General features: G+C 67.5%; 17 protein-coding genes. 8 read left to right on the top strand and 9 right to left on the bottom strand.

Annotated features, from left to right (window positions below; genetic code table 11):
• The first annotated feature begins 62 nt into the window (after nucleotides 1–62).
• Both D9V41_RS01770 and D9V41_RS01765 read left to right on the top strand, forming a co-directional pair.
• On the top strand, nucleotides 63–2,396 hold the full coding sequence (locus tag D9V41_RS01770; RefSeq protein ID WP_121792798.1) for an ATP-dependent DNA ligase: 2,334 nt from the start codon (nucleotides 63–65) through the stop codon (nucleotides 2,394–2,396).
• A 3-nt stretch (nucleotides 2,397–2,399) separates the two neighbouring features.
• Nucleotides 2,400–2,765 (top strand): hypothetical protein, encoded by a 366-nt coding sequence (locus tag D9V41_RS01765; RefSeq protein ID WP_121792797.1) that lies wholly within the window; start codon nucleotides 2,400–2,402, stop codon nucleotides 2,763–2,765.
• Nucleotides 2,766–2,833: 68 nt separating this feature from the next.
• Here the strand turns inward: D9V41_RS01765 and D9V41_RS01760 are convergent, their stop codons facing one another.
• Nucleotides 2,834–3,007: a CsbD family protein gene (locus D9V41_RS01760; RefSeq protein WP_121792796.1), complete on the bottom strand. Its 174-nt coding sequence runs from the start codon at nucleotides 3,005–3,007 to the stop codon at nucleotides 2,834–2,836.
• A gap of 112 nt (nucleotides 3,008–3,119) precedes the next feature.
• Between D9V41_RS01760 and D9V41_RS01755 the strand changes: the two genes are divergently transcribed.
• Nucleotides 3,120–3,818 carry a helix-turn-helix transcriptional regulator gene (locus D9V41_RS01755; RefSeq protein ID WP_121792795.1) on the top strand — a complete coding sequence of 233 codons (699 nt, stop codon included), beginning with the start codon at nucleotides 3,120–3,122 and terminating at the stop codon, nucleotides 3,816–3,818.
• A 24-nt stretch (nucleotides 3,819–3,842) separates the two neighbouring features.
• Here D9V41_RS01755 and D9V41_RS01750 read toward each other — a convergent pair whose 3' ends face one another.
• Nucleotides 3,843–4,775 carry a helix-turn-helix transcriptional regulator gene (locus tag D9V41_RS01750; protein WP_166375865.1) on the bottom strand — a complete coding sequence of 311 codons (933 nt, stop codon included), beginning with the start codon at nucleotides 4,773–4,775 and terminating at the stop codon, nucleotides 3,843–3,845.
• Nucleotides 4,776–5,427: 652 nt separating this feature from the next.
• Between D9V41_RS01750 and D9V41_RS01745 the strand changes: the two genes are divergently transcribed.
• Nucleotides 5,428–7,959, top strand: coding sequence for a DUF7927 domain-containing protein (locus D9V41_RS01745; RefSeq protein WP_166375864.1), 2,532 nt, complete (start codon nucleotides 5,428–5,430; stop codon nucleotides 7,957–7,959).
• Between the two features lie 57 nt (nucleotides 7,960–8,016).
• Here the strand turns inward: D9V41_RS01745 and D9V41_RS01740 are convergent, their stop codons facing one another.
• From D9V41_RS01740 to D9V41_RS01710, 7 genes are all read right to left on the bottom strand, one after another.
• Nucleotides 8,017–9,840: a glycoside hydrolase family 15 protein gene (locus D9V41_RS01740; protein WP_121792792.1), complete on the bottom strand. Its 1,824-nt coding sequence runs from the start codon at nucleotides 9,838–9,840 to the stop codon at nucleotides 8,017–8,019.
• Nucleotides 9,833–11,251 (bottom strand): glucose-6-phosphate dehydrogenase, encoded by a 1,419-nt coding sequence (gene zwf, locus D9V41_RS01735; RefSeq protein ID WP_121792791.1) that lies wholly within the window; start codon nucleotides 11,249–11,251, stop codon nucleotides 9,833–9,835. The genes D9V41_RS01740 and zwf overlap by 8 nt, the downstream gene beginning before the upstream one ends.
• A gap of 101 nt (nucleotides 11,252–11,352) precedes the next feature.
• Complete coding sequence (locus tag D9V41_RS01730) at nucleotides 11,353–12,123, bottom strand: IclR family transcriptional regulator (RefSeq protein ID WP_121792790.1); 771 nt, start codon at nucleotides 12,121–12,123, stop codon at nucleotides 11,353–11,355.
• 101 nt (nucleotides 12,124–12,224) lie between these two features.
• Nucleotides 12,225–13,001 carry an enoyl-CoA hydratase/isomerase family protein gene (locus tag D9V41_RS01725; protein ID WP_121792789.1) on the bottom strand — a complete coding sequence of 259 codons (777 nt, stop codon included), beginning with the start codon at nucleotides 12,999–13,001 and terminating at the stop codon, nucleotides 12,225–12,227.
• A gap of 50 nt (nucleotides 13,002–13,051) precedes the next feature.
• Nucleotides 13,052–14,683, bottom strand: coding sequence for an ABC transporter permease (locus tag D9V41_RS01720; protein WP_166375863.1), 1,632 nt, complete (start codon nucleotides 14,681–14,683; stop codon nucleotides 13,052–13,054).
• 68 nt (nucleotides 14,684–14,751) lie between these two features.
• The gene (locus D9V41_RS01715) at nucleotides 14,752–15,822 is read right to left on the bottom strand and encodes an ABC transporter ATP-binding protein (protein ID WP_166375862.1); all 1,071 of its coding nucleotides are present in this window, start codon (nucleotides 15,820–15,822) and stop codon (nucleotides 14,752–14,754) included.
• Between the two features lie 122 nt (nucleotides 15,823–15,944).
• The gene (locus D9V41_RS01710) at nucleotides 15,945–16,961 is read right to left on the bottom strand and encodes an ABC transporter substrate-binding protein (protein WP_121792786.1); all 1,017 of its coding nucleotides are present in this window, start codon (nucleotides 16,959–16,961) and stop codon (nucleotides 15,945–15,947) included.
• Between the two features lie 240 nt (nucleotides 16,962–17,201).
• On the opposite strand from D9V41_RS01710, the gene D9V41_RS01705 reads away from it, so the two are divergent.
• The 4 genes from D9V41_RS01705 (at nucleotide 17,202) to treY (ending at nucleotide 24,789) form a co-directional block, all read left to right on the top strand.
• Nucleotides 17,202–18,338, top strand: coding sequence for a CaiB/BaiF CoA transferase family protein (locus tag D9V41_RS01705; RefSeq protein ID WP_166375861.1), 1,137 nt, complete (start codon nucleotides 17,202–17,204; stop codon nucleotides 18,336–18,338).
• 68 nt (nucleotides 18,339–18,406) lie between these two features.
• Entirely contained in the window at nucleotides 18,407–20,362 is a 1,956-nt protein-coding gene (gene malQ / locus D9V41_RS01700) for a 4-alpha-glucanotransferase (RefSeq protein ID WP_121793023.1), read from the top strand.
• Nucleotides 20,363–20,383: 21 nt separating this feature from the next.
• Nucleotides 20,384–22,495, top strand: coding sequence for a glycogen debranching protein GlgX (gene glgX, locus D9V41_RS01695; RefSeq protein ID WP_121792784.1), 2,112 nt, complete (start codon nucleotides 20,384–20,386; stop codon nucleotides 22,493–22,495).
• On the top strand, nucleotides 22,492–24,789 hold the full coding sequence (gene treY / locus D9V41_RS01690; protein WP_121792783.1) for a malto-oligosyltrehalose synthase: 2,298 nt from the start codon (nucleotides 22,492–22,494) through the stop codon (nucleotides 24,787–24,789). Before glgX ends, treY begins: the two co-directional genes overlap by 4 nt.
• Nucleotides 24,790–24,863 lie beyond the last annotated feature (74 nt).

The raw sequence follows: 24,863 nt of genomic DNA, 5'->3' as shown, positions 1-24,863 counted from the left end.
GGCCCTCCGCGTCATATGGTGGGGCACCAGAGTAGAGGACGAGTCGAACGGGAAGGCCGGGTATGGCGCAGTCGCCGCAGACGGTATCGATCGACGGCCGCCTGTTGCGTCTGACGAACCCGGACAAGGTGCTCTACCCCGCCACCGGGACGACCAAGGCCGACGTCATCGCGTACTACGTGCAGATCGCCCCGGTGATGCTTCCGCACCTCGCCGACCGGCCCGTCACGCGCAAGCGCTGGGTCGAGGGAGTGGGCACCGAGCAGAAGCCCGGAGAGGTGTTCTTCGAGAAGAACCTCCCCGACTCGGCGCCGTCGTGGATCCGCCGCGTCTCCTTGCAGCACACGTCCCATCGCAACGACTACCCGGTCTTCCACAGTCCCGCCGACCTCGCCTGGGCCGGTCAGGTCGCCGCGCTCGAACTCCACGTGCCGCAGTGGCGGGTCGACGAACTCGGGACGATGCAGGGCCCCGACCGCCTGGTCCTCGACCTCGACCCGGGGCCCGGCGCCGGTCTGGCCGAGTGCATCGCGGTGGCCCATGAGGCCCGCGACCTGCTCGCCGGCATCGGGCTCGATCCGGTACCCGTGACGTCGGGGAGCAAGGGGCTGCACCTCTACTGCGCGATGGACGGCACGCGGGACGCCGACTACCTGAACGCGTTCGCCAAGCAGCTCGCGGTGTCGCTCGAGGAGTCGATGCCCGACCTCGTGGTCAGCTCGATGGCCAAGGCCAAACGGAACGGGAAGGTCCTGGTCGACTGGAGTCAGAACAACCGGAACAAGACCACGATCTGTCCGTACTCGCTGCGCGGGCGCGCGCGCCCGACGGTGGCGCTGCCGCGTTCGTGGGACGAACTCGACGGCGACCTGGAGCAGTTGGAACTCGAGGCCGTTCTCGAGCGCATGGAGGAGATCGTCGACCCGATGGCGGCGCTCGGGCGCTCGGGTCCGGACCGTCTCGAGCGCTATCGGTCGATGCGTGACGCCACGGTGACTCCCGAGCCCGTGCCGGCCGACCGCCCCACCGGACGCGGGGGCGAGGAGCCGATCTTCGTCATCCAGGAGCACCACGCGCGCCGGCTGCACTGGGATTTCCGGCTCGAGCACGACGGCGTGCTGGTGTCGTGGGCGTTGCCCAAGGGCGTGCCCACCTCACCGACAGAGAACCACCTCGCGGTGCAGACCGAGGATCATCCAATGGAGTACGCCTCCTTCGCCGGCGAGATTCCGAAAGGGCAGTACGGCGCCGGGTCGGTCGAGATCTGGGATACGGGGACGTTCACCGCCAGCAAGTGGCGCGACGACGAGGTCATCGCCACGTTGCGTGGCCAGGACGACGGCGGGCTCGGGGGCGAACCTCGTACGTACGCGCTCATCCGCACCGGCGAGAACTGGCTGATCCACCTCATGAAGGACCAACGGGCCGACCCACCGGCGGAGCTCGGCGCAGTCTCTCCGATGCTCGCCACCCTCGCCGACGCCCGCTCCCTGGGCGACGAGGGCGAGTGGGCGTTCGAGATGAAATGGGACGGCGTCCGCACCATCGCCGCGGTGACCGACGACGGCGTCCGGCTCTACAGTCGGTCCGGACGCGTCACTACCGCCACGTATCCGGAGGTCGCCGAGGAGCTGGCGGACCTTCCGGCGGGCACCGTGGTGGACGGCGAGATCGTCGCGCTCAACGAGCAGGCGGTGCCGAGCTTCGGCCTGCTCCAGCAGCGCATGGGACTGGAGAAGCAGCGAGAGATCGCCGCCGCTCGCGAGCGCGTCCCGGTCACGTTCCTGGCATTCGACGTGCTCGCGCACGAGGGCCGATCCCTGACCGGACGCACCTACGAGCAGCGCCGCAGTGCCCTGGACGGACTCGGCATCGACGGGGTCGCCGCCATCACGCCGCCGGCCTTCACGGGCTCGCTGCGTGAGGCCGTCGCGGCGAGTCGGCGCTGGAAGCTGGAGGGCGTCGTGGCCAAACGCCGCGACAGCACGTACGCGGTGGGCAAGCGGTCGACCGCGTGGCTCAAGATCAAGCACCAGGAGATGCAGTCGGTCGTCATCGGCGGATGGCGTCCGGGAGCGTCGTCCGGATTCGGCTCGCTCCTGCTCGGCGTTCCCACCGAGGACGGACTTCGATACGTCGGACGTGTCGGGACCGGCTTCACCGACGCGCATCGCCGCGAGCTCGGTGCCCAGCTGCGCCGGCTCGAGCGTAAGACACCGCCCTTCCTCGACGTCCCGCGCGAGGTGAGGGCCGATGCGCACTGGACGACGCCCCGTTTGGTGGGTGAGGTCGTCTACGGTGGCTGGACGGGCTCGGGGATCCTTCGGCATGCGAGCTGGCGTGGTTTGCGGAAGGATCTAGAGCCAGACGATGTCCACGTCGAATCGAAGGAGTGAGCGATGGGAAAGCGCAAGAAGGGCATGCGCGATCAAGTCGAGGATCTGGCGGGACATCTGCCGGACACGAAGGAACTGCTCGAGCTGCGTGGCGAGGTGATGGACCGTCTTCCCGACCGGGACGAGCTCATGGCCATGCGTGATCAGCTGATCGATCGTCTGCCCGACGACGTGAGCGACCGCCTCCCCGTCGAGACCAAGAAGAAGCGCTTCGGGGGCGTCAAGAAGGTCGCGTTCGTCGGCCTTCTCGCCGCTGCCGTCGGAGGGGTCGTGGCCTTCCTCAAGGCCAAGGCCGACGACGCGCAGGTTCCGCCGTACACGCCGCCGCCGGCGCCGAGTCCCACGGACCCGCCCAAGCCGATGGCCTGAGCGCCTCGTAGCACGACGAACGGCGGCCACCCGGAGCGTATCCGGTGGCCGCCGTTCGCGTTCGTGGATCAGTTCTTGAAGGCGTCCTTCACGTTCTCACCGGCCTGCTTGACGCTCGACTTGGTCTGGTCGCCCTTGCCTTCGGCTTCCATCTTCTCGTCGTCGCTGGCCTTTCCGGAGCCCTCCTTGACCTTGCCCTTCAGGTCCTCGGCCGCGTTCTTCATCTTGTCGTCCAGTCCCATGGGTACTCAGTCCTTCCGTTGGGAGCCCTGATACCTCCAGTCGACCACCGATTCGCTCCCCTCGCATCTTGAACGCCTCACTCGGCGGGTGCTGTGGATTACGCTGAGCGCCATGAGCAGTCAGCCCGATCCGCGGGCGCCTGCAGCGGCAGGAAGCCCGAGGGGCAAAGCGCTGGAAACGCTGCTGAACCTGCACCACGACGTGCCGTTCACCGCCGCCTTGCTGACGTACCGTGTCCGCGACAGCGACCGCGACGTTCCTCTGCTCGTGCATCGCATGTCGAGGGAGCACGTCCAGCATGGTCTGGACTACTTCATTCCTGCCAGCCCCGACTTTCGATGGGTCATCGACCACCGCGACGAAGTGCTGGACTGGAACAGCGTTCCCAGCTTTCGGGAAACGGTCACGGCGAGGGAGGTTCTCCTGGAGGCCGGATACACCCAGGGTTCCTCCTTCGCTTTTCACGGCACCGAGGGCATCATCGGGACCTTCCACCTCAACGTCTCCCATACCGAGAATCTGAGCGCCGCGGAGCTCGGGGCGCTCTACGACGCTTCCGTGGCGCTCGAGGGGGTCGTCAGAGCAGCCAACGCAGCCGCGCGCGCTGGTCTCACGGACCGTGAGGTCGAGGTACTTCACCACCTGGCCCGCGGGCGATCCAACCAGGAGATCGCCGACGAGCTGTACGTCGCTCGTCGCACGGTGGCCACCCATGTCGAGAGCATCCTCGCCAAGCTCGGTGTCGCCAACCGCGTGCAGGCAGTGGTGACGGCGATTGCCCTCGGGCTCGTCGATGCGGATCTCGCCTGAGTCCGGCTCTCGTCATTCGCACGCTCAGCCGCCATCCTCGCCGACGCGGAGCAGTCCGTGACGCCACGCGACCCTGATTGCCTGATCGCGGGACGAGACGTTGAGTTTGCGGTATATCCGTTGCGTCTGGTTGCGCACGGTGTGAACGGAGACGATGAGTGTCTCGGCGATCTCCGCCGCCGTCATGCCGGTGGCCAGGAGTTTGAGCACCGTGTATTCGCGCCGACTGAGGGGTACAGGGGCACCACTCTCCGTCGTGAAAGGCGGCACGTACAGCGTCGTGGCGAACCAGCTCAATGCAGCAGATACGGCCGGGTCCTGTTGGATCGCCCGCTCGATCGTGGGGCGTTCTGTGGTGGCAAGACTGAACGCGATCTGCTGCGGCGCGCCAGTCTGCGTGAGAGCCTCCCTGACCACGCGAGTACCGCCGACGCTATCGCCGGCGCGGTCGAGGGCGGACGCCAGTGCGAGGCGCAGATCGATCCTTCCCCGCCGGGGCGCGCGCTCCAACCACTTCGAAGCCGAGAGCCGCCGGATGGCGCTTTCGGGATGCCCCTCCGCCAGGGCCACTCTGGCCATCAGCAGGTCACTCAGGTAGGTCGTCGCCTCACCCCGCGGTATCGCCATCCGTGCGCGCGGAATGTCGCCGCAGCTCAACGCGAGATCCGCCTCCGCATACTGCGCCAGCACAGATCCGGGCGTGCTTCGGCTGTTGCGCCCGTACTGGCGGCGTCGGCTGAACTGCCGAAGGAGGCGCTGCTGCTCGCCGCGGACGAGCGCCGCTCTGGCTCTGAGATAGAGAATGAACTCGCGATGCACTCGTGAGCGAATCGAGATGGTCTCCAAGTCGGCGAGGGCTTCGTCGAACGGAGACCAGTCGAGACGGTCGAGCGCCAGGTGCGCGCTCGACAGTAGCGCGCCGGGAACCGGTCGTCTGCCGGTGCCGGTGCCCGCCACCGTGCGTCCGAGTTGCAGCCATCGACTCGCCAAGGCGTGTTCGCCGTCGAGCGCGTATGACCATGCCCGTTCTCCCGCCGTGGAGAGCTGATCGCGCGCGGCATTGCCACTCGCCCGGCCGCGAGGTTTCGCCTTGACTGAGACGTCCTCCTGAGCAGCGACACGGAGCCGCGGTGCCGACATCCTCACCCCCGTTGGAACGGACTGCCCTCTCGGTGGGAGCGCTTTCCGCCCGCCCACCACAGCGAGATTAGGGAGTGGACCGAGGCATTCCTATCGGTCGATTGACCGAGATAGTCAATTGACTACCCCGGCTCCCTCAGCGGATCACGACGTTGATCAATTCGATTCGCCGTCCTTTCGGTCCGATCGATATCACCGATACCAATGGGCCGTGTAGGTCCAATGCGGACGAACGATGAAGGAGCAGACCTTGAGAACACCATGGGGGGCGTTGAGGCGTCCACGCGCAAGAGGTAGGGCTGTTGCCAGACTGATCCCACTGGCGCTCGTCGCCGGCGTGATGTCGATTGCCGCGACTACCGCTCCTGCTGGCGCAGAGTCTCATACGCCTCCCGCGTACGGCGCAGCGCTCAGCCAAGCCAACTCGAACACGTTCTACGCGTACGCGGGCGAAGGGGAAACCCTTGATGTGAGCTTCATTTACGCGCACAACGCCCAAACTGGGGAGGGCCGAGACGTGGAGTACCGCGTCACAGATCCGTCAGGGGCGATTGCCTGGACGTGCGGCCACCCGACCGGGAGTGCGCCCGGCGACGCCTGCGCGACGACAGGCCTCGCCGGCCCGGTGGGCGCGTGGAAGATCGAGGTCGTCGCGGCGACGGGCACCGGCCTTACTGCGTATGAGTGGGAGATTTCTGTTCGCGCCGGCGGCGCAGCCGTCCCCGGTCGAGTCTGGGCCAATCGATACGTGACTCATCAGATCGACGAGAGTGCTGTCGCGGATCTTCGTTACTGGCTGGTCAACGACAGCGGCTACATCTACGACACGAATCTGAACGGCTACAACGGCATCGGCTCGATCATCGAGGCTGACGCCGTGGGCAACGTCGCCACTCCGGGCGGCTGTGACGCGTTGTACAGGTCGGTGCAAGGAAGCACCAACTCCGGTGATTGCGGCACGTACCGCATCTTCTTCGACGAGCCCAGCTCAGATCTGCCCGCCTCTGCACCGTCCGCCGACGGGCCCCTCGCCGTGCTGCCACCGGAACTCACCGAGACTGACCTCGCGGTCGACGACCTCACGTTCAGTCCGACCTCGCCCAACGGCGCCGCTGGGACGTTCACGCACACGCTCTCGGATCGGTTCGTGGGGGCCTACTGGCTGGAGATCGACACTGATGGAGACGGTTCGTACAACGGTGCGGCCGACCGCAGAATTCGATTGGCGGCCGACGGCTCCGGCGAATACAGCTACGAGTTCGACGGACTCGACGGTGAAGGTAACGAGATCGCGGATTGCTCGGCTATGCGTGCACGGATCTTCTTCGACCGGGTCGGTGAGATCCACGTCCTCAATAGCGATGTCGAAGGTCGTTCCGGCGGAATCTCGATGACTCGTCTCAACGGCAGCGGTGCACCGGACTCGACGATCTACTGGGACGACACGCAGCTGCAGGCGGGACCAGAGAACACCACCAATCCGACACCCGTCGTTGACGGCACTGACGGCATCGACAGCTCGGCTGGCGTCCACGGGTGGGACTTCTCGTACACGTCGTGGGGCAATGCTCGGACCATCGATGACTGGACATACAACCCCGTCGCCCTCGGGACTGGTGAGATCACCGTGGGCGGCCACTGCCTCACCGTCACCAAGACGTCCGACGCGGACTCGAACAGCCTGCCCGGGGATGTGGTCACGTACACCGTCGAGGTGACGAACGTGGGAGAGACTGACTACACCGCGGAAGCACCGGCGACCTTGACCGACGATCTCTCAGACGTCCTCGACGACGCTGTCTACAACGACGACGCCTCCGTCAGCTTCTCCTCCGGCTCCTCGTCCGCGTCGCCGCTCGTGGAGGGCACCACCCTCAGTTGGTCCGGTCCCCTTCAAGCCGGGGAGACGGCCACGATCACGTACTCGGTCACGCTCCAGCGCGGAGGCAACCGCACGGTAAACAACCAGGCCTGTATTCCCGCCGAGGAAGCACAAGTTCCCGAAGAGGCTTGCGCTGAGACGGCGACGGAGATGCCCGCCCTCCAGGTGACGAAGTCCGCTGACACGAGCGAGCTTCCCCGGGTGGGACAGACAGTCACGTACACGGTCACCGCTACCAATATCGGCCCAGGCGACTACACGGAGGACGCACCCGCCGAGGTCCGCGACGACCTCAGCGGAGTCCTCGACGACGCGACGCTGGACGAGGATAGCCTCACAGCCGACACCGGTACTGCGCCGACGTACGACGAACCGCTCATCAGCTGGAGCGGACCGCTGCCTGCCGGGGCTACCGTCACCCTCACGTATGCCGTGACGCACACCGGGGAGGGTGACAACCGTCTGATCAACGTCGCCTGGGAGCCTGACGACCCCGAGGACCCGCGAACCCCGGTCTGCGATCCCGCTGATGAAAACGGTCTCGACCCTGTGACCGGCGAACCCTGCGGCAGGGTCGAGATCCCCGCCGGTGACCTGGACGTCAGCAAGAGCGTCGACCCGCAGAAGGGGACGTCCGTCGCACCGGGTGAGGAACTGACGTACACCGTCACCTTCCACAACTCCGGTGCTTCCGCAGCGGCCGTCGAGGGTTGGCAGGACGACTTGTCGGACGTTCTGGACGATGCCGATATCGTGGCCGCCCCGGCACCCGAGGAAGGTGATCTCACCGTCAGCCGCGTGACCGATGGCCGATTCACGGTGGATGGTTCGGTCCCCGCGGGCGAGAGTTACACCGTGACGTACACGGTCCAGGTGCGCGACGACGGAGATCGAGGCAATGACCTGCTGGCGAACTTCGTTTTCCCCGACGGGGAGGAGCTGCCCACATCGTGTGACCCCGAAAGTTCCCTCTGCACGGAGAACCCGGTCAAACACTCCGCAGCGGGTCTCCTCCCGGCTGCGGGCGCGGGGGACGTCAGAGTCTGGCTCGCCGCGGCGCTGGTCCTCCTTGTCGCAGGAGGCGCAGTGAGGATGCTGCGACGCGAGGCACAGCGCTGATCGAGCGTCGAGCTCGCTTCCCGCGAAAGCCCCCGGAGATTCCTTCGGGGGCTTTCGTCATCCCAGCGCGCGATCGAGGTTGAGCGCGGCGCTGATGAGGGACAGGTGCGTGAAGGCCTGGGGGAAGTTGCCCAGATGGTCGCCGGTCAGGCCGATCTGCTCGGCGTACAGCCCGAGGTGGTTGGCGTACGTGAACATCTTTTCGAGCGCGACCTCGGCCTCGGTGAGCCGTCCGGCTCGCGTCAGCGCCTCGACGTACCAGAACGAGCAGAGGCTGAACGTCCCCTCCTCACCGTGCACCCCATCCGGCGCCTCGTCGACGTCGTAGCGGAACACCAGCGTGTCCGAGACAAGCCGCTTCTCCACCGTCTCGAGGGTCGACAGGAACATCGGGTCGACCGGCGAGATGAACTTGACCATGGGCATCAGCAAGAGGCCCGCGTCGACGGCTCTGCTGCCCGCCGATTGCACGAACGAGCCGATCTCCTCGCTCCAGCCTTCGTGCAGGATCCGGGTATGGATCTCGTCTCGTAGCCGTGTCCAGGCCACGAGGTCGCCGGGAAGACCGCGTTGCCGCGCCATCCGCACCATCCGCTCCACCGCCACCCAGCACATGAGCCAGGACGTCGTGTGATGGCGGTTCTCGGTACGGATCTCCCACATGCCGGCGTCGGGGTCGTCCCAGTGGTCCTCCAGCCACGCCACGACGCGCGTCAGCCCGGCCCACGCCTCCTGGCTGATCCCCGAGCCGTACTTGTTGAACAGGTAGATGGAGTCGATGATCTCGCCGTAGATGTCGAGCTGGAGCTGCTCGACGGCGGCATTGCCCGTCCGCACGGGCCGCGAATCGCGGTAGCCCCCGAGGTGGTCCAGCTCCCGTTCAGGCAGGGGGACCTCGCCGTCGATGTCGTACATGACGCGCAGCGGACCGAGGTCGTGGTCGGCGTTCTTCTCGTCGGCGAGGCGCTCGGACAACCAGCCCACGAACGCGCCCGCCTCATCCATGAACCCCAGCCGCAGCAGCGCGTACAACGTGAAGCCGGCGTCCCGAATCCAGACGAAGCGGTAATCCCAGTTGCGAACGCCGCCGATCTCCTCGGGCAGGCTGGCCGTCGGGGCCGCGATCACGGCCCCGCTCGGTTCGTGCGTCAGCAGTTTGAGGGTGATCGCCGAGCGTTCGACGTTCTCGCGCCACCGCCCCCGGTAGGTGGAGGTGGAGAGCCAGTCGTGCCAGAACTTCGACGTGACGTCGAACAGGGTCGACGTGTCCTGCTCGCAGCCGTGCGGGGTGTCGTCCTCGTCCAGCACCTCCAGCACGAACAGGGCGCGTTCACCGCTCTCGAGCTGGAACTCGCTGGTCACGTCGTCGCCGTCGACCCGGACGTCGACCGTCGCGCTGATCCCGAGCCGGACACCGTCACCGGTGACCAGCACTCCTTCGTCGGTCGTCTCGACGCGAGGACGGCTGAGCCCGTAGTCCGGCCGCGCGGCGATCGTCGTGCGTACCCGAGCCGAACCGCGGACGGCCTGCACGCGGCGCACGAGCCGTTGTCGATGCTCGTCGTCATGCGGCCGTCGCACCGGCATGAAGTCGTGCACTTCGACGACGCCGTCCTCGGTGAGGAAACGCGTGGCCAAGATGGCGGTGTTCGGGAAGTAGAACTGCTGCGTACGCACGGCGCCGCCCACGGGCCCGATCGTCCACCGTCCGGCGTCGGGATCGAGCAGCGAGGCGAACGCGCTGGGGGCGTCGAACCGGCCCGGACAGAACCAGGAGACCGTGCCGTCCGTGCCGACGAGCGCGGCGGTGCGCAGGTCCCCGATGAGACCGTGATCGGCGATCGGAAGAAACTCCTCCCCGCCGACCACTGCCTCACGCATCAGCGCCCCCCAAGTGCCAGCGGAACGGCCGCGGCAACTCGAGCGCTGCGTGCGGTCCCCACGAGCCGGGCTCATACTGCTCGGGAGACGGCGGGTCCGCGAGCACCGGTGTGACGATCTGCCAGAGCCGGTCGACCTCGTCGGCGCGGGTGAAGAGCGTCTGGTCGCCGCGCATCGCGTCCAGCAGGAGACGCTCGTACGCCTTGAGCGCGTCCGATCCGTCGTCGTCGGCCGGCACCTCCATCATCACCGAGGAACGTGACAGGGCGAGTTCGGGACCGGGGCGCTTGGCCCACATCTCGATGCCGACCTGCGGGGTGTCGGTCAGTTCCAGCACGAGCTGGTCGGGTTCGTCGATCTGATCGCCGAATCTGCGTCCCGGCGGGGTGTGGAACGTCAGCGTGATGGTGCGGCGACTCTCGGCCATCGCCTTACCCGTCCGCAGGTAGAACGGCACCCCGGCCCAGCGTTCGTTGTCGACGAACGCCTCCACCGCCACGAACGTCTCGGTGTCCGATCCCGCGTCGACGCCCTCCTCGTCGGTGTACCCGCGGTACTGGCCGTAGACCACGCGCGAGGGATCGAACGGCTGCATGGCCTGGAACACCTTGGCCTTCTCGTTGCGTAACGAGAGCGCGTCCAGATGCACGGGCGGTTCCATCGCCATGAAGCCGAGGATCTGGCACAGGTGGGTCACGACCATGTCGCGCAAGCAGCCGACCGACTCGTAGAACGACGCACGGCCCTCCATCTGCAGATCCTCGGGAATGTCGATCTGCACCGAGGCGATGTGATGGCGGTTCCAGGCGGGTTCGAGCAGACCGTTGGCGAAGCGCAGCGCGAGGATGTTCTGCACCGCCTCCTTGCCGAGGAAATGGTCGATGCGGAACACCTGGTCCTCGTCGACGACCTGCTTCAGCGCGGCGTCGAGCTCGCGCGAGGACTCCAGGTCCGAGCCGAACGGCTTCTCGACGATGAGACGGGCGCGCTCGGCGATGCCCGTGCGCCCGAGCATCCCGATGAGCCCCTGCATCGCCGACGGAGGCACGGAGAGGTAGACGAGCGTCTTCGCGTCGTCGCCGAGGTCCGCACGGGCCTCCTGCACGGCTTCGGCGAGCTCGTCGCCGTTCTCGTCGTCGGACACCACGAACCGAGTCCGGTCGATGAAAGCGCTCAACGTGCTGTCGTCGGTCTCGTCGCCGAACTCGTCCAGCGAGTCGCGGACGATCTGCTCGATACCGTGCTCGGGAGCATGGCGACCCGTGCCGACGATGCGATAGTCCTCGGGCATCCAGCCGGAGGCGGCCAGCGTGTAGAGGCCGGGGAAGAGCTTGCGGGCCGCGAGGTCGCCAGTGGCACCGAACAGGACGAACACGTGGGGGTCGAGACGATCGGTCGGGGCGGTCTCCACGGGCTACTCCTCGATCGTGGGGCGGGGTTTCCACGCTACGTAAGCTCGCCGGCCCGTGCATGACGAGCGCGCGGGTGAAAACGCGCGGTCACGCGAGTAGCTCAAACGGGACGTTGTGCCCAATCAGCCGTGTGCGTCCGCAGCACTTCGCCGAGAGCATCGATGCGGTGCCTCACCGTCTCGGTCGCGGCCACCAGCCCCACCGCGGCAACGACGCGGCCGTCTTCCCTGATCGGAGCAGCGATGCCGGTGAGCCCCGCCTGCAGGTAGCCGCGGCTAACCGCCAGCCCGGTCTCCCGGATCATGTCGACCTCGTTCATGAACCCTTCGACATAGGGTCGCTCAGCCTCATCGGCATTGGTGAGATAGGCGTACATGTCTCGTTTGTCGCTGAACGCGAGCAGGACCCTACCGATGCAGGTGCGCAGCATAGGGCGTCCCAGGTGGGTCTCGGCGACGAAGGTCGTATTGGAGTTGCCGACAGTGAAGTGATCGATGTAGACCACCTTCCCGCCAACACTGATGCCCAGGGCGACCAGGCAACCCGTGATGTTGGAGAGCATCTCCAGGTCGTCGTGGCGCACGGATCGTACGGGCTGGCGACCCGCGGTCAGGTTCAGGACGTACGGCGCCGGGCCGAGCGTGAATCGTCGATCGACCTCGGAGAGGAATCCGGCAGCAGTCAGGCCGTTGACCAATGACTGGACTGAGCTCACCGGCGCACCCAGACGCAAGGCGATGTCCGTGAGCGAGAGTCCCCGCGGCTCGCGAGCCGTCATGTCGAGGATGTCCGCAATGCGGTCGACCGTGCGGTGACGTGGGCGGCGAGGAGGGACTGGAACAGGGTTCTCGGTCGCGGGTACCTCTCCCATGCGCGGCTAGCCTCCACCATCTCGTCTGCTGGCCCGGCGTTCGGTGCCAAGGACCGCCATCTTAGGACCCTCTTGACCCTTCGCGTGGGGTCCGAAGCGCGTCATCGGCCCGCGAACCGCGGCGTTCGCCGTGCCAGGCTGGCGGCGACCCCTTCGCGATGGTCCGAGGTCGCCTGCAGTACATCCTGGCGCCGACGCTCGTTGCGGGTGGCCTCTCGCACCGCTGGCGCGAGGTCCGCCCTCAACAATGAGCGGATCTCCCGCGTCGCGAGGGGGGCGTTGGAAGCGATCACTGCTGCCAGGCGATGGGCCCGCTCACGCACGAACGCCGTCTCGGTGATTTCGTCGACAAGGCCCATGTCCTGCGCCTCGTCGGCGGAGATCCGCCGTGCCGTGAGCAGAAGTTCGGCGGCACGCTGCTCTCCCACCACGCGAGGAAGCGTCACGGTGAGGCCGAAACCTTGCGTCACACCAAGCCGCGCGAAGGGTGCCCAGAACCGCGCATCCCGTGCCGCGACGCGGAAGTCCGCGGCAAGCGCCAGGCCGAGACCGCCGCCGACCGCCGCGCCCTGGACTGCTGCGACGATCGGCAGCGGCTGGTCGAAGAGCCTGACGGCAGCGTCGTACAGGTGGTGGCCACCGGCCTCGTAAGTCGCCTCCGGGGAGCCGAAGTCAGCGCCGGCGCAGAAGTGCTTGCCGACGCTGCAGAGGACCACCGCTCGCGTCCTGCCGTCATGAGCCGCCTGCTCGAGCGCCCTCGCGATATCGCTGATCAGCGCATAGTCGAAGTAGTTGGCCTCGCCGCGCTCGAACTCGATGGTGGTGACACCATGATCGTCGTGCGCGAGGGTGAGGCGATGGTCGGCGGTGGGGTTCACACAATTGCCCTTCCTGGAGGTGGGAATCAGCGGGGTTCATGGCGTCACTCTCACGTCGTGCGCGCACGCCGCGAGAGCACCAGGACGCTGAAGGCGACGAGCGAGGAGACGCTGGTGAGCACTACAGCGAGCGCTGCGATCGTCGGATACGAGCCGCTGGTGAACTGCTCGTAGAGGACATAGCCCACCGTGGGAGTGTTCGTGCTCGCGAGGAGCACCGATGCGGTCAGGTCGCCGGCCATGTAGACGAACAGCAGGGTCCAGCCGCTCGCGAGCGAAGGCACCATCAGGGGGAGCAGAACTCGACGCATGGTCCGGGAAGGAGCGGCTCCAGCGATGGACGACGCCTCCGTCAACTGCCTGCCGACGAGCGACCCCGCGGAATTCGCGGCGATCGATGCCTGGGGCATGTAGATGATGACGTACGCCAGGAGCAGGATGGCCACCGTGCCGCTCAGGTTGAAGGGGGAGCCCGCGAAGGTCACCAGAATCCCGACAGCAATGACGATGTTGGACATGCCGGCGGGCAGTTTGAGCAGCCCGTCGATGGCCCGGAACACACCAGTGGCCCGCTCACGCAACGCGAGCGCGCACAGAGTCGCAATCATGAGCGCGATGGTCGCCCCCGCAGCGCCCAGGGCGACACTGTTCGTGATCGCCTCACGCGTGATCGAGCCGCTGGCGAAAACCCGGCGGTAGGCGTCGAAGCCCAGCGTGGCGATCTCGATGCGCGGGCTCCAGAATCGCTGTACGGACACCAGGATCAGACCAAGAGCCGGAAGCACGGTGGCGAAGGAGAGGAACGTCAGGACCAGGCCCTTCGCGGGAACCGTCCAGGGGCCCAGGTCGATGAGCGAGGCCCGTTGCCCCTTGCCGCCCACGACCGCGAACCGCTGGGCCGCGAGGATCCTCAGTTGGACAGTCCATGCCGCGCCGATGCAGATCAAGGTCAGGAGACCGAGGACGACAGCGACATCGGTCTCCGGCGGATACGTCGCTGTCAGCAACCGGACGATCCGTACGGAGAGGACGTCGATGCCTGCCGTGGCACCCACGATGGCAGGGGCCGAGAAGAGGGTTAGCGCAATCGTCAGCGACATGAACATGCTCGACACGACCGCCGGCCGGATGGACGGCAGCGTGACAGAGACAAAGGTGCGGAACAGTCCGGCGCCCGCAGTCCGTGACGCCTGCTCGAGCGCTGGGTCCACGCTGCGCAGCGCCGCCGACACCACCAGGTAGACGACTGGGATCAGTTCGATGACGTAGAGGGAGAGCAATCCGTACCAGCTGAAGATGTTGAAGGGCCCGGTGGTCGCCTCGGACCTCGTGAAGCTGCGGATGGCGACGTTGACCACACCCGCCCGCGGCGAGAACAGGAACACGAACCCCACCGCTAACGCCACGGGTGGGACGAGCAGCGGCATCACGGGAGTGATCTCGGAGACCCAGCCCATGCGAGCGGTCGTCCTCTCGCTGAGCCAGGCCAGCACGGTCCCGATCAAGGTAGCCGCGGACACGGCGACAACCACGACGATGGCCGTGTTGAGGAGGGTGGTGCCGAGATCGTCGAGCTCGGCCGCGCGCGTGAACGCGCTGAGCCCTTCGGATTCGGCGAATGTACGGACGATGGTGCCGACGATCGGCAGCACGATGAGTGCCGCCATCAGCAGCCCCAGCACGAGACAAATCGTCCTCAACGGAGCCACTCTGACCATCGGCCGAGACCGCTTGGCCAGTATGGAGGTGGTCATGCTGCCTCGTCGGTGAAGGGCAGACGGGTGGGCCGTAGACCATCGTCAGGAACGACAGCCCGGGCGACCCCCGGCAGTGTCACGAGAACGCTCTGTCCCACCTGCAGGATCTGGTCCGAACGGTCACGGATCAACAGCTCTTGCTGACCGGCCGTCACCAATACCTCGACGTAGTCGCCCTGGAACTGCAAGCTGCGGATCGTCGCCTCGACCTGCCGGCCTGCAGCGCCCACCGTTCCGACGGACAGCTCCGACGGACGGAGGACGAGCAGGACGTCGGACCCCAGGTCGGACGGGAGCGGGCGCGTCGCGTCGAAGGTCCCGAGTGACGTGGTCACGGAGTCTTTGCCCTCACGACGTGTGAGCCTGCCCGGAATCTCGTTCACGGGCCCCATGAACCGCGCCACGTAGGCCGACGCCGGGTGCCGGTAGATGTCGGCAGGGGGGCCGATCTGCGCGATTCGTCCCTGGTTGAGGACGATGACTGTATCGGCCAACGCCAGCGCCTCGCTCTGATCGTGGGTCACGTAGACGGCCGTGAAACCCAGCGCCCGTTGGAGGATGCTCAGTTCGGTGCGCAGCGTCTCGCGCAGCTGGGCGTCCACGTTGGACAACGGTTCGTCGAACAGGACGAGATCGTCGCGAGCGACCACGGCCCGAGCCAGGGCGACGCGTTGCTGCTGCCCTCCACTGATCTCGCCGGGATACTGTTCAGCAATCGCCGCACAGCCCACCAAGCGCAGCACCTCGTCGACGCGCGCGCGAATCTCGGCAGAACCCGCCCTCCGCACCTTCAGCGGGTACGCCACGTTGTCCTGGACGGTCATATGCGGCCACAGCGCGTAGGACTGGAACATCATGCCGGCACGCCGCTTCTCCGGCGGCAGATCGACGCTGGCCTCGGCGTCGAAGACTGTGGAACCCCGCAGCGAGATGGCGCCCGCGTCGGGAGACTCCAGACCCGCTAGACACCGCAGCAGTGTGGTCTTGCCACAGCCGCTGGGTCCCAGGAGCACCACGAACTCACCGGCACCGAACTCGACGTCGATGCCGTCGATCGCACGCACCTCCTCACCGTCACGTCGACGGTAGGTGCGGCGGAGACCGCGCCCCGCAACGATCGGCGCTGTCTCCGAGCTCGGTCGCCCGCCCACATCGCCATCACGCAGCATGGCTCCCCGGGATGCCGTCACCTGGTCACCTGCGCCACGAGCTCCTCGCGCTTCGCCACAGATTCCGACTGGTCGATCACGAGGTAACCGTCACCCAGCTCGAGGTCTCCGGTGACTTCGGGCAAGACCGAAGCACCGCCAGCACTGTTGATCAGGGTCTGGCCATCGACTGACATCAGAAAGTTCATGAAGAGGCGGGCGGCGCTCGGATGGGGCGCATCTGCCACGATCGCGCTGTACACGACACTGCCGGTGGTCACGTCGGGAATCACGTAATCGATCGGCGCGCCCTGGTCCATGAGCGGCTTCAGGAAGCCGACCGCGGTGGGTGCAAGCACGGCCTGCTCCCCTGACGCGAGCGCTTGCGCACCGGTGACACCACTGGCGTACGTCGAGCTGTCAAGCTGCGCGACCGCCTGCAGGAAGTCATCGCCATACTCCTGCTGCCAGAGATTGAGCACCGTCAGGTTGAAGGGCGACGCCTGCCACTCGGGCACCGCCAGCGGACCGTCGAAATCCAGCAACCCTTCCCAGCTTGACAGCCGGGCGGGATCGCCGACTTGGTCGGTATTGAATCCAATGACCGCCGGATTGATGCTGATATGGGCGGCAGTCTCGAACTCAAGGGCGTCCTGGGGCCAGCCCTCGAGCGAATCGAGCCCTTCTTCGCCTGCAAGGGCGACGAACTCCCCGGAGTTCACACCGTTCTCGTAGACCCCTCGCTCGGGCGTCGACAGCACGTCGGCGACGACCTTGCCCGCCCGCTTCTCACCGTCGTATCGCTGCAACAGCTCCCCGGAGGCCGCACGGACCACCTGGACGCTCACGCCCGTCTCCTGCTGGAAGGCGTCGGCGACGGCCTGAGCGGTCGTCGGATCGAGGCCGGTGTACCAGTTCACCGACCCTTCGCTCTGTGCCCTGGCCTCCAACGATCCGTCGGGTGTCGCTTCATCCGAACCGCCGCCACACGCGCTGAGCGCCATCGTGGCGACCAGCAGCCCGCCGGCCGCCCATCCCATGGTCCGTGACTTCATGTCTGTCCTCTCAAGCTCGCGGGAGTCGCCTGCCGCTCCACGACCAGAATGTGACACTAACCACTTCCGAGAAGCTTACGCAATAATCTTCGCGACTATTTATATACGTATGGAAAGCGTATGCCACGCAGCTTTGCGGCCAGACTATGTATATGCGTAGTGTTTGACTCATACACGGTGGGCGTGGCACCGTGCTGCGCGGGTGCGGACGCACCCCTGGCTACGGCAAGGAGAACTCAGGTGCCCGACACCCCCGAAGGCAACACCGGTCCCCTCGCGGGCGTGCGGATCGTCGATCTCACGTCCTACTTCATGGGGCCCTACGCGACGGCGCTCCTCGCCCAGCTCGGCGCCTCCGTGACGAAGGTGGAGCCACCCGAGGGTGACATCTCCCGTGGGATCCTGGACCCCGATGGGCGACGGATGGGGCAAGTCTTCTTGAACCTCAACCGCGGCAAGAGCAGCGTCGTCCTCAACCTGAAGTCCCCGGCCGACTTCCGCCTCTTCGAGGAGCTGACGGCCACAACCGACGTCGTCATCCACAACATCCGTCAGGACTCCGCCGAACGCCTCGGCATCAGCTACGAACGGCTGCGGCGCGTCAATCCGTCCGTCATCTTGTGCTCCCTCCAGGGCTTTGCCAGCGACGGGCCGCTCGCCTCCCGCCCAGCTCTCGACGACACCATCCAGGCCGCGTCAGGCATGGCGTCCATCCAAGGGGGATCGAGCGGCGAGCCCGCGTACATCCGCTCCCCCATCGCCGACAAGACCGTCGGGGTCTTCGCGGTCGTCGCGGTGCTCGCGGCCATCATCGAACGCGACCGCAGCGGTCTGGGGCAGTCGGTCGAAGTACCCATGCTGGAGACGATGACGTCATTCAACCTCGTCGAGCAGCAAGGTGGGCTGGTCTACGACCCTCCTCGGGGCCCGTCCGGATACGCCCGGACCGCGTCCCCATTCCGTCGGCCGTTCCGGACCACCGACGGCCACATCAGCGTCCTCGTGTACACCAACCGCCACTGGGCGGACTTTTTCCGACTGATCGACCGTGACGACCTCGTCGAAGACGAGCGCTTCCGAACGATCGGCGCCCGCACCGAGAACATCGATGAGCTGTATCGACTCATCGGCAGTGAGTTCCTCAACCGTTCGAGCCAGGATTGGCTCGAACGGCTCCAGAAAGCTGACATCCCCTGCGCACCCGTCGCGACCATCGACGACATCGTGGCGAGCGAACGCACCACCCCGAGCGGTCTGCTGGAGCGCGTGGACCATCCCACCGAGGGAACCTTGCTGCAACCGGCGTTGCCGATTCGCTTCTCCCGTACGGCCCTCGCGCCCGCCGCACCTGCGCCCAACCTTCGGGCCGTCCCCTAGCGCACGCGCATTCGGCAGCGGAAACGCCCGGGTGGCGACCAGGCTCGGCTCCCCCGATGCTGGAGACCATGACCTCCCATGACCTGGACCCGCTGCGTCGGCTCGCCGAGGCTCATGGCGTGGCGACCTCGTACGAGGGGTCCGACCGCGAGATGGTCACCGTCGACCCCGACCTCGTCGTGGCCGTGCTCGCTCGGCTCGACGTAGACGCTTCCACCCCCGAATCGATCGAGCGCGAGTTGGCTCGGCACGAGGAGGAGCGAAAACGCCGCAGCCTGCCGTCGACGATCGCCGCCACCCACGGCGTCGCCCGTCCGCTGGGGGTCTCAGGCGTGCTCCACCTCGAGGACGGAACGACGCGCGAGATCGGCCACGAGCTACCCGCCGACGTCCCACTCGGCTACCACCGGCTGGTGACCGAGGAGCAGGAGGTCGCGGTCGTGGTCGGACCGGCGCGGCTGCCCGACGTGCCGCGGACCTGGGGATGGATGCTTCAGCTGTACGCGCTGCACTCGAAGGACTCCTGGGGCATGGGCGACTACGGCGATCTCGCCGCGTTCGCCCGGCGGGCCGGAAAGGAACAAGGGGCGGGCGTCCTACTCGTCAATCCGGTCCAGGCGTTCGTCCCGTCCGCGCCGCTCGAGCGCTCGCCCTATTCACCCTCGAGCCGCCGCTACGCCAACCCGCTCTACTTGCGCATCACGGACACCGGCGCCTTCGCGGCAGCCGACGACGACATCCGTGCGCGCATCGTGGCCCTCGCCCCGGACAGCGGGAACGACGACCTCGTCGACTACGACGCGGTGTGGAACGCCAAGCGCGCCGCCCTTGAACTGCTCTGGGAGCAGGACCCGCAGGTCGGGCCGATCGACACCGACCTGACGATGTTCGCCACGGCGATGGCACTGGCCGAGGAGCACGGTCCCGACTGGCGCGAGTGGCCTGAGGAGTACCGCGACCCGGCGAACGACGCGGTCGAGGAGGCCCGTCGGGCGCTCGCCCCGCGCATCGCCTTCCACGCCTGGGTGCAGCAGCTGTGCGCGCGGCAGCTCGACTCGGCGCGTGCCGCCGCTCACGAGGCCGGGATGCCGGTGGGGATCGTGCACGACCTCCCGGTGGGGGTCCATCCCGGCGGGGCGGACGCCTGGGCGTTGCAGGACGCCTTCGCCTCCGACATCCGTGTCGGCGCTCCGGCTGACGCCTTCAACCCCCTCGGCCAGGACTGGGGGCTGCCGCCGTGGCGGCCCGACCGGCTCGCCGAGACCGGCTATGCCCCGTTCCGCGACGTCGTCCGCAGCGTCCTGCGCCACGCCGACGGCATTCGGGTCGACCACATCGCCGGGCTGTGGCGGTTGTGGTGGATTCCGCCGGGCGAGCCCGCGCACCGCGGCACCTACGTCCACTACGACGCCGACGTGATGCTCGCGATCCTCATGCTCGAGGCGATCCGAGCCGAGGCGATCGTCGTCGGCGAGGACCTCGGCACGGTCGAGGACGTCGTCACCGACACGATGCACGAGCGCGGCATCCTCAGCTCCGCGGTCCTCTGGTTCGAACGCGACTGGGACGCCCCGGGCCAGCCGCACGTGCGGCCGCAGGCGTGGGAGCCCGAGACGATGGCGAGCATCAGCACGCACGATCTGCCCACCGTCGCCGGCTGGCTCCAGGACGAGCGCGTGCGGGTCCAGTCCGAACTGGATCTCCTCGACGAACCCGTCGAGGACGCGATGGCGCGCGCTGCCGAGGACCGCAAGGCGCTGCTCGCCCTGCTGGACGAGGAAGGCATCGCCGACGACGACCCGGTGGTGGCGCTCCATGCGGTCATCGCACCAGCCGCGTCACGCCTCGTGCTCAGCTCACCGGCTGACGCGGTCGGTCAAGTCCGGCAACCGAACCTCCCCGGAACGGTCGACGAATACCCGAACTGGCGCATCCGGCTCCCCGTCGACCTCGACGCGTTCTTCGCCGACGACCGCGTCCGCTCTGCCGTCGCGCCCCTGCGTGACGCCCGACCCGCTCGATGACCGATCTCTGAAGGAGACGACGTGCACCCCTGGCCCGGATCGCCCTACCCCCTCGGCGCCACCTACGACGGCAGCGGCACCAACTTCGCGCTGTTCTCCGAGGTGGCGGACTACGTGGAGCTGTGCCTGTTCGACGACCACGGCAACGAGACGCGCGTGCGACTGGAGGAGGTCGACGGCTTCGTCCATCACGGCTTCCTGCAGCACGTCGGACCCGGACAGCGCTACGGCTACCGCGTCCATGGCCCCTACGACCCGGAACAGGGGCTGCGCTGCGACCCCAGCAAGCTGCTGATCGACCCGTACGCGAAGGCGCTCTCCGGCACCGTCGACTGGGACCCGTCGCTGTTCTCCTACGACCTCGACGAACCGACGCAGCGCAACGAAGCCGACTCCGCCGGACACGTCCCGTACTCGCTCGTCGTCAATCCCTACTTCGACTGGGCGAACGACCGGCCGCCGCGCACGCCGTATCAGGAGACGGTGATCTACGAAGCGCACGTCAAGGGACTCACGATGCAGCACCCGGGCGTTCCCGAGCAGCTGCGCGGCACGTACGCGGGCATCGCGCATCCCGCGGTCGTGGAGCACCTGCGCTCGCTCGGCGTGACCGCGATCGAGCTGCTTCCCGTGCACCAGTTCCTCACCGACCACTACCTCGTCGAGAAAGACCTCCGCAACTACTGGGGTTACAACACGATCGGCTTCTTCGCCCCGCACGACGGCTACGCCTCCAAACCCGGGCGTCAGGCGCAGGAGTTCAAGGCCATGGTCCGCGCACTGCACCAGGCGGGCATCGAGGTCATCCTCGACGTCGTCTACAACCACACCGCCGAGGGCAACCACCTCGGCCCGACGCTGTCCATGCGCGGCATCGACAACCAGGCCTATTACCGGCTGGTCGAGGACGACGAGCAGCACTACATGGACTACACCGGCACGGGGAACTCGCTCAACGTGCGCAACCCGCACACGCTGCAACTCATCATGGACTCGCTGCGGTACTGGGTGACCGAGATGCACGTCGACGGCTTCCGCTTCGATCTCGCGTCGACCCTCGCGCGCGAGTTCTACGACGTCGACAAACTCGCCACCTTCTTCGAGCTCGTGCAGCAGGACCCGGTGGTGAGCCAGGTCAAGCTCATCGCCGAGCCGTGGGACGTCGGGCCCGGCGGCTACCAAGTCGGCAACTTCCCGCCGCAATGGACGGAGTGGAACGGCCTGTACCGCGACACGGTGCGGGACTTCTGGCGCGGCGAACCGTCGACCCTCGGCGAGTTCGCCTCACGCCTCAGCGGCTCCTCCGATCTGTACCAGGACAACGGCCGGCGCCCGTACGCCTCGATCAACTTCGTCACCGCGCACGACGGCTTCACGCTGCACGACCTCGTCTCCTACAACGACAAGCACAACGAGGCCAACGGCGAGGAAGGCCGCGACGGTGCCGACGACAACCGGTCCTGGAACTGCGGAGTGGAGGGGCCGACCGACGATCCGGAGATCATCGAGCTGCGTGAACGGCAGCGGCGCAACTTCATGGCCACGCTCCTGTTATCGCAGGGCGTGCCGATGATCCTGCACGGCGACGAGCTCGGCCGGACCCAGGGCGGCAACAACAACGCCTACTGCCAGGACAACGAGATCGCGTGGGTCGACTGGGACCTCGACGAGAGCGACACCGCGCTGCTCGAGTTCACCCGGGCGCTGACCCGCTTCCGGCAGCGGCATCCGAGCTTCCGGCGTCGCCGCTTCTTCCAGGGCAAGCCGGTGCGCAAGGCCGACGAGCTGCGCGACATCGCCTGGTTCACGCCCACGGCCGAGGAGATGCAGGAGCACAACTGGGACGACGACTTCGGCCGCTCCGTCGCGGTGTTCGTCAACGGCGACGCGATCGCCGACCGCGATGAACGGGGAGTGCGGATCACCGACGACTCGTTCCTCATGGCCTTCAACGCCTACTACGAGGACATCGACTTCACGCTTCCCGACGGTGAGTACGCGAGCACGTGGTCCGTCGTGGTCGACACCGCCGCCGGAATCGTGCAGGAGCCCGGTGCCGAGGCCCTCGAGGCCGGTGGCCCCTTGATCGTTCCCGGCCGTTCCCTGATCGTGCTGCAACGGGTGGCACGATGATCCCCTCCTCGACCTACCGGCTCCAGCTGCGCCCGGAGTTCGGCTTCGACGAGGCCCGCGCGATCGTGGGCTACCTGCGTGACCTCGGCGTCGGCGCCGTCTATGTCTCGCCGATCCTCGACGCTGCGCCCGGCTCGACGCACGGGTACGACGTGACCGACCCGACGCGGGCGCGGCCCGAGCTGGGCGGCGAATCGGCTCGCGCGGCCTTCATGACCGCCGCTCGCGAGGCCGGATTGGGCGTGGTCGTCGACATCGTTCCCAATCACATGTCGGTCGAGGTGCCGCGGGCGAACCCGTGGTGGTGGTCCGTCCTGCGCGAGGGGCGCGATTCGCCCTACGCGGGACACTTCGACATCGACTGGTCGCGCGGACGGCTGCTGCTTCCGGTGTTGGGCGACGACGCCGACGTGGCCGATCTGCAGGTCGACGGCGAGGAGCTCGTGATCGGCGACCTCCGATTTCCGATCGCCCCCGACACCGTCCCGCTCCTCGGCGAGCTCTCACCGCAGGAGGTTCACGACCGGCAGCACTACGAGCTCGTGGGCTGGCGGCGCGGCAACACCGAGCTGAACTACCGCCGCTTCTTCGACATCACCTCGCTCGCCGCGGTACGGGTCGAGCGACCCGAGGTCTTCGCCGACACCCACCGCGAGGTCCTGCGGTGGGTCGGGGCCGGCGACGCCACCGGGCTGCGCGTCGATCACCCCGACGGGCTCGCGGACCCCGGCGGCTACGCCCACCGGCTTCGCGAGGCGGCACCGGAGGCCTGGATCGTGTTCGAGAAGATCCTGCACCCCGGCGAGGATCTGCCGCCGAGCTGGCCGGTGGAAGGCACGACCGGATACGACGCGATGCGCGAGTTCTTCGGCGTACTGCTCGACCCGGCGGGCGAGGAGCCGTTCACCGCACTCGCCGAACGGCTCGGCGTCTCGACCGACTACGCCGGCACCGAGGAGGACGCGCGGCGGATGGTCACCGACAACATCCTCGTCGCCGAGGTGCGCCGGATCGCCGCGCTGCTCGACGGCGTCGAGACCGAGGCCGCTCGGGCCGCCGTCGCCGAGACGATGATCGCGTTCGGCGTCTACCGCTCCTATCTGCCCGAAGTGGGCGATACCTGGGACGACGCGATCGAGCGGGCCAAGCGCCGCCGACCGGACCTCGACGACGCGCTGTCAGCGCTCCATCGTCAGGTCCGGCAGAACCCCGCGGACGAACTCGCCACCCGCATCCAGCAGACCTCCGGGATGGTGGTGGCCAAGGGGACGGAGGACACGACGTTCTACCGGTTCACCCGGTTCGCCGCGCTCAACGAGGTCGGCGGGTCGCCGAACGACTGGGGAGTCGGCGTGGACGAGTTCCACCGACTCGCAGCCGGGCGGCAGGAGACGCGGCCGGCCACGATGACCGCACTGACGACCCACGACACGAAGCGGTCGGAGGACACGCGGGCGCGCATGGCCGTGCTGGCCGAGCTCGCCGATGAGTTCGTCGCGAAGGTCGCCGACTGGACCGAACGCTGCGGCGTCGACGAGCCGTCGCTGAACCTGCTGGCGTGGCAGACGCTCGTCGCCGCGTGGCCGATCAGCGACGACCGACTCACCGACTACCTGCTGAAAGCCGCGCGCGAGTCGAAACTGCGGACCACGTGGACCGAGGCCGACGAGGCGTTCGAGGAGTCGGTCCGAGCCTGGCCTGCCCGCGTCCGTGCCGAACTCGGCGACGAGATCGCGTCGTTCGTCACGCGGATCGAAGGCGCCGGTTGGGTGACCTCCCTCAGCCAGAAGCTCATCCAGTTGGCGTCGCCGGGAGTACCGGACGTCTACCAGGGCACCGAGACCTGGGACTTCTCGCTCGTCGACCCGGACAACCGCCGGCCCGTCGACTATGACGCTCGCCGCGAGTTTCTCTCCCGCTTCGCCGACGGCTGGCTTCCCGAGGTCGACGCGACGGGCGCGGCCAAGGCGCTCGTCGTGCAGCGGACCCTGACGCTGCGTCGCGACCGGCCCGAGCTGTTCCACGGGTATCGCGCGCTGCGGGCCGAGGGACCGGCTGCCGGGCACGTCCTGGCGTTCTCACGCAGTGACGACCTCGTCGCGGTGACCACGCGTCTGCCGCTGGGACTCGAACGAGCCGGAGGCTGGGGTGACACGGCGCTCGACCTCGCCGACGGTGACTGGACCGACGTGTTCACGCGGGACATCGGGCCCGGGGGCCGTCGGCGACTGGCCGACCTGCTCCGCCGCTACCCCGTGGCCCTCCTCACCCGTCAGCCACGAGACCGGCGCTGACCACCTCCCCGCCCGCCAGGGAGGCCGCCAACGACCGACCGTGAGCGAAGCGAGGCGGGACACGCGAACTGGGC

This window comes from Aeromicrobium phragmitis, assembly GCF_003674095.1.
Classification (GTDB): domain Bacteria; phylum Actinomycetota; class Actinomycetes; order Propionibacteriales; family Nocardioidaceae; genus Aeromicrobium; species Aeromicrobium phragmitis.
This window is presented reverse-complemented; position numbering and strand designations above follow the sequence as displayed.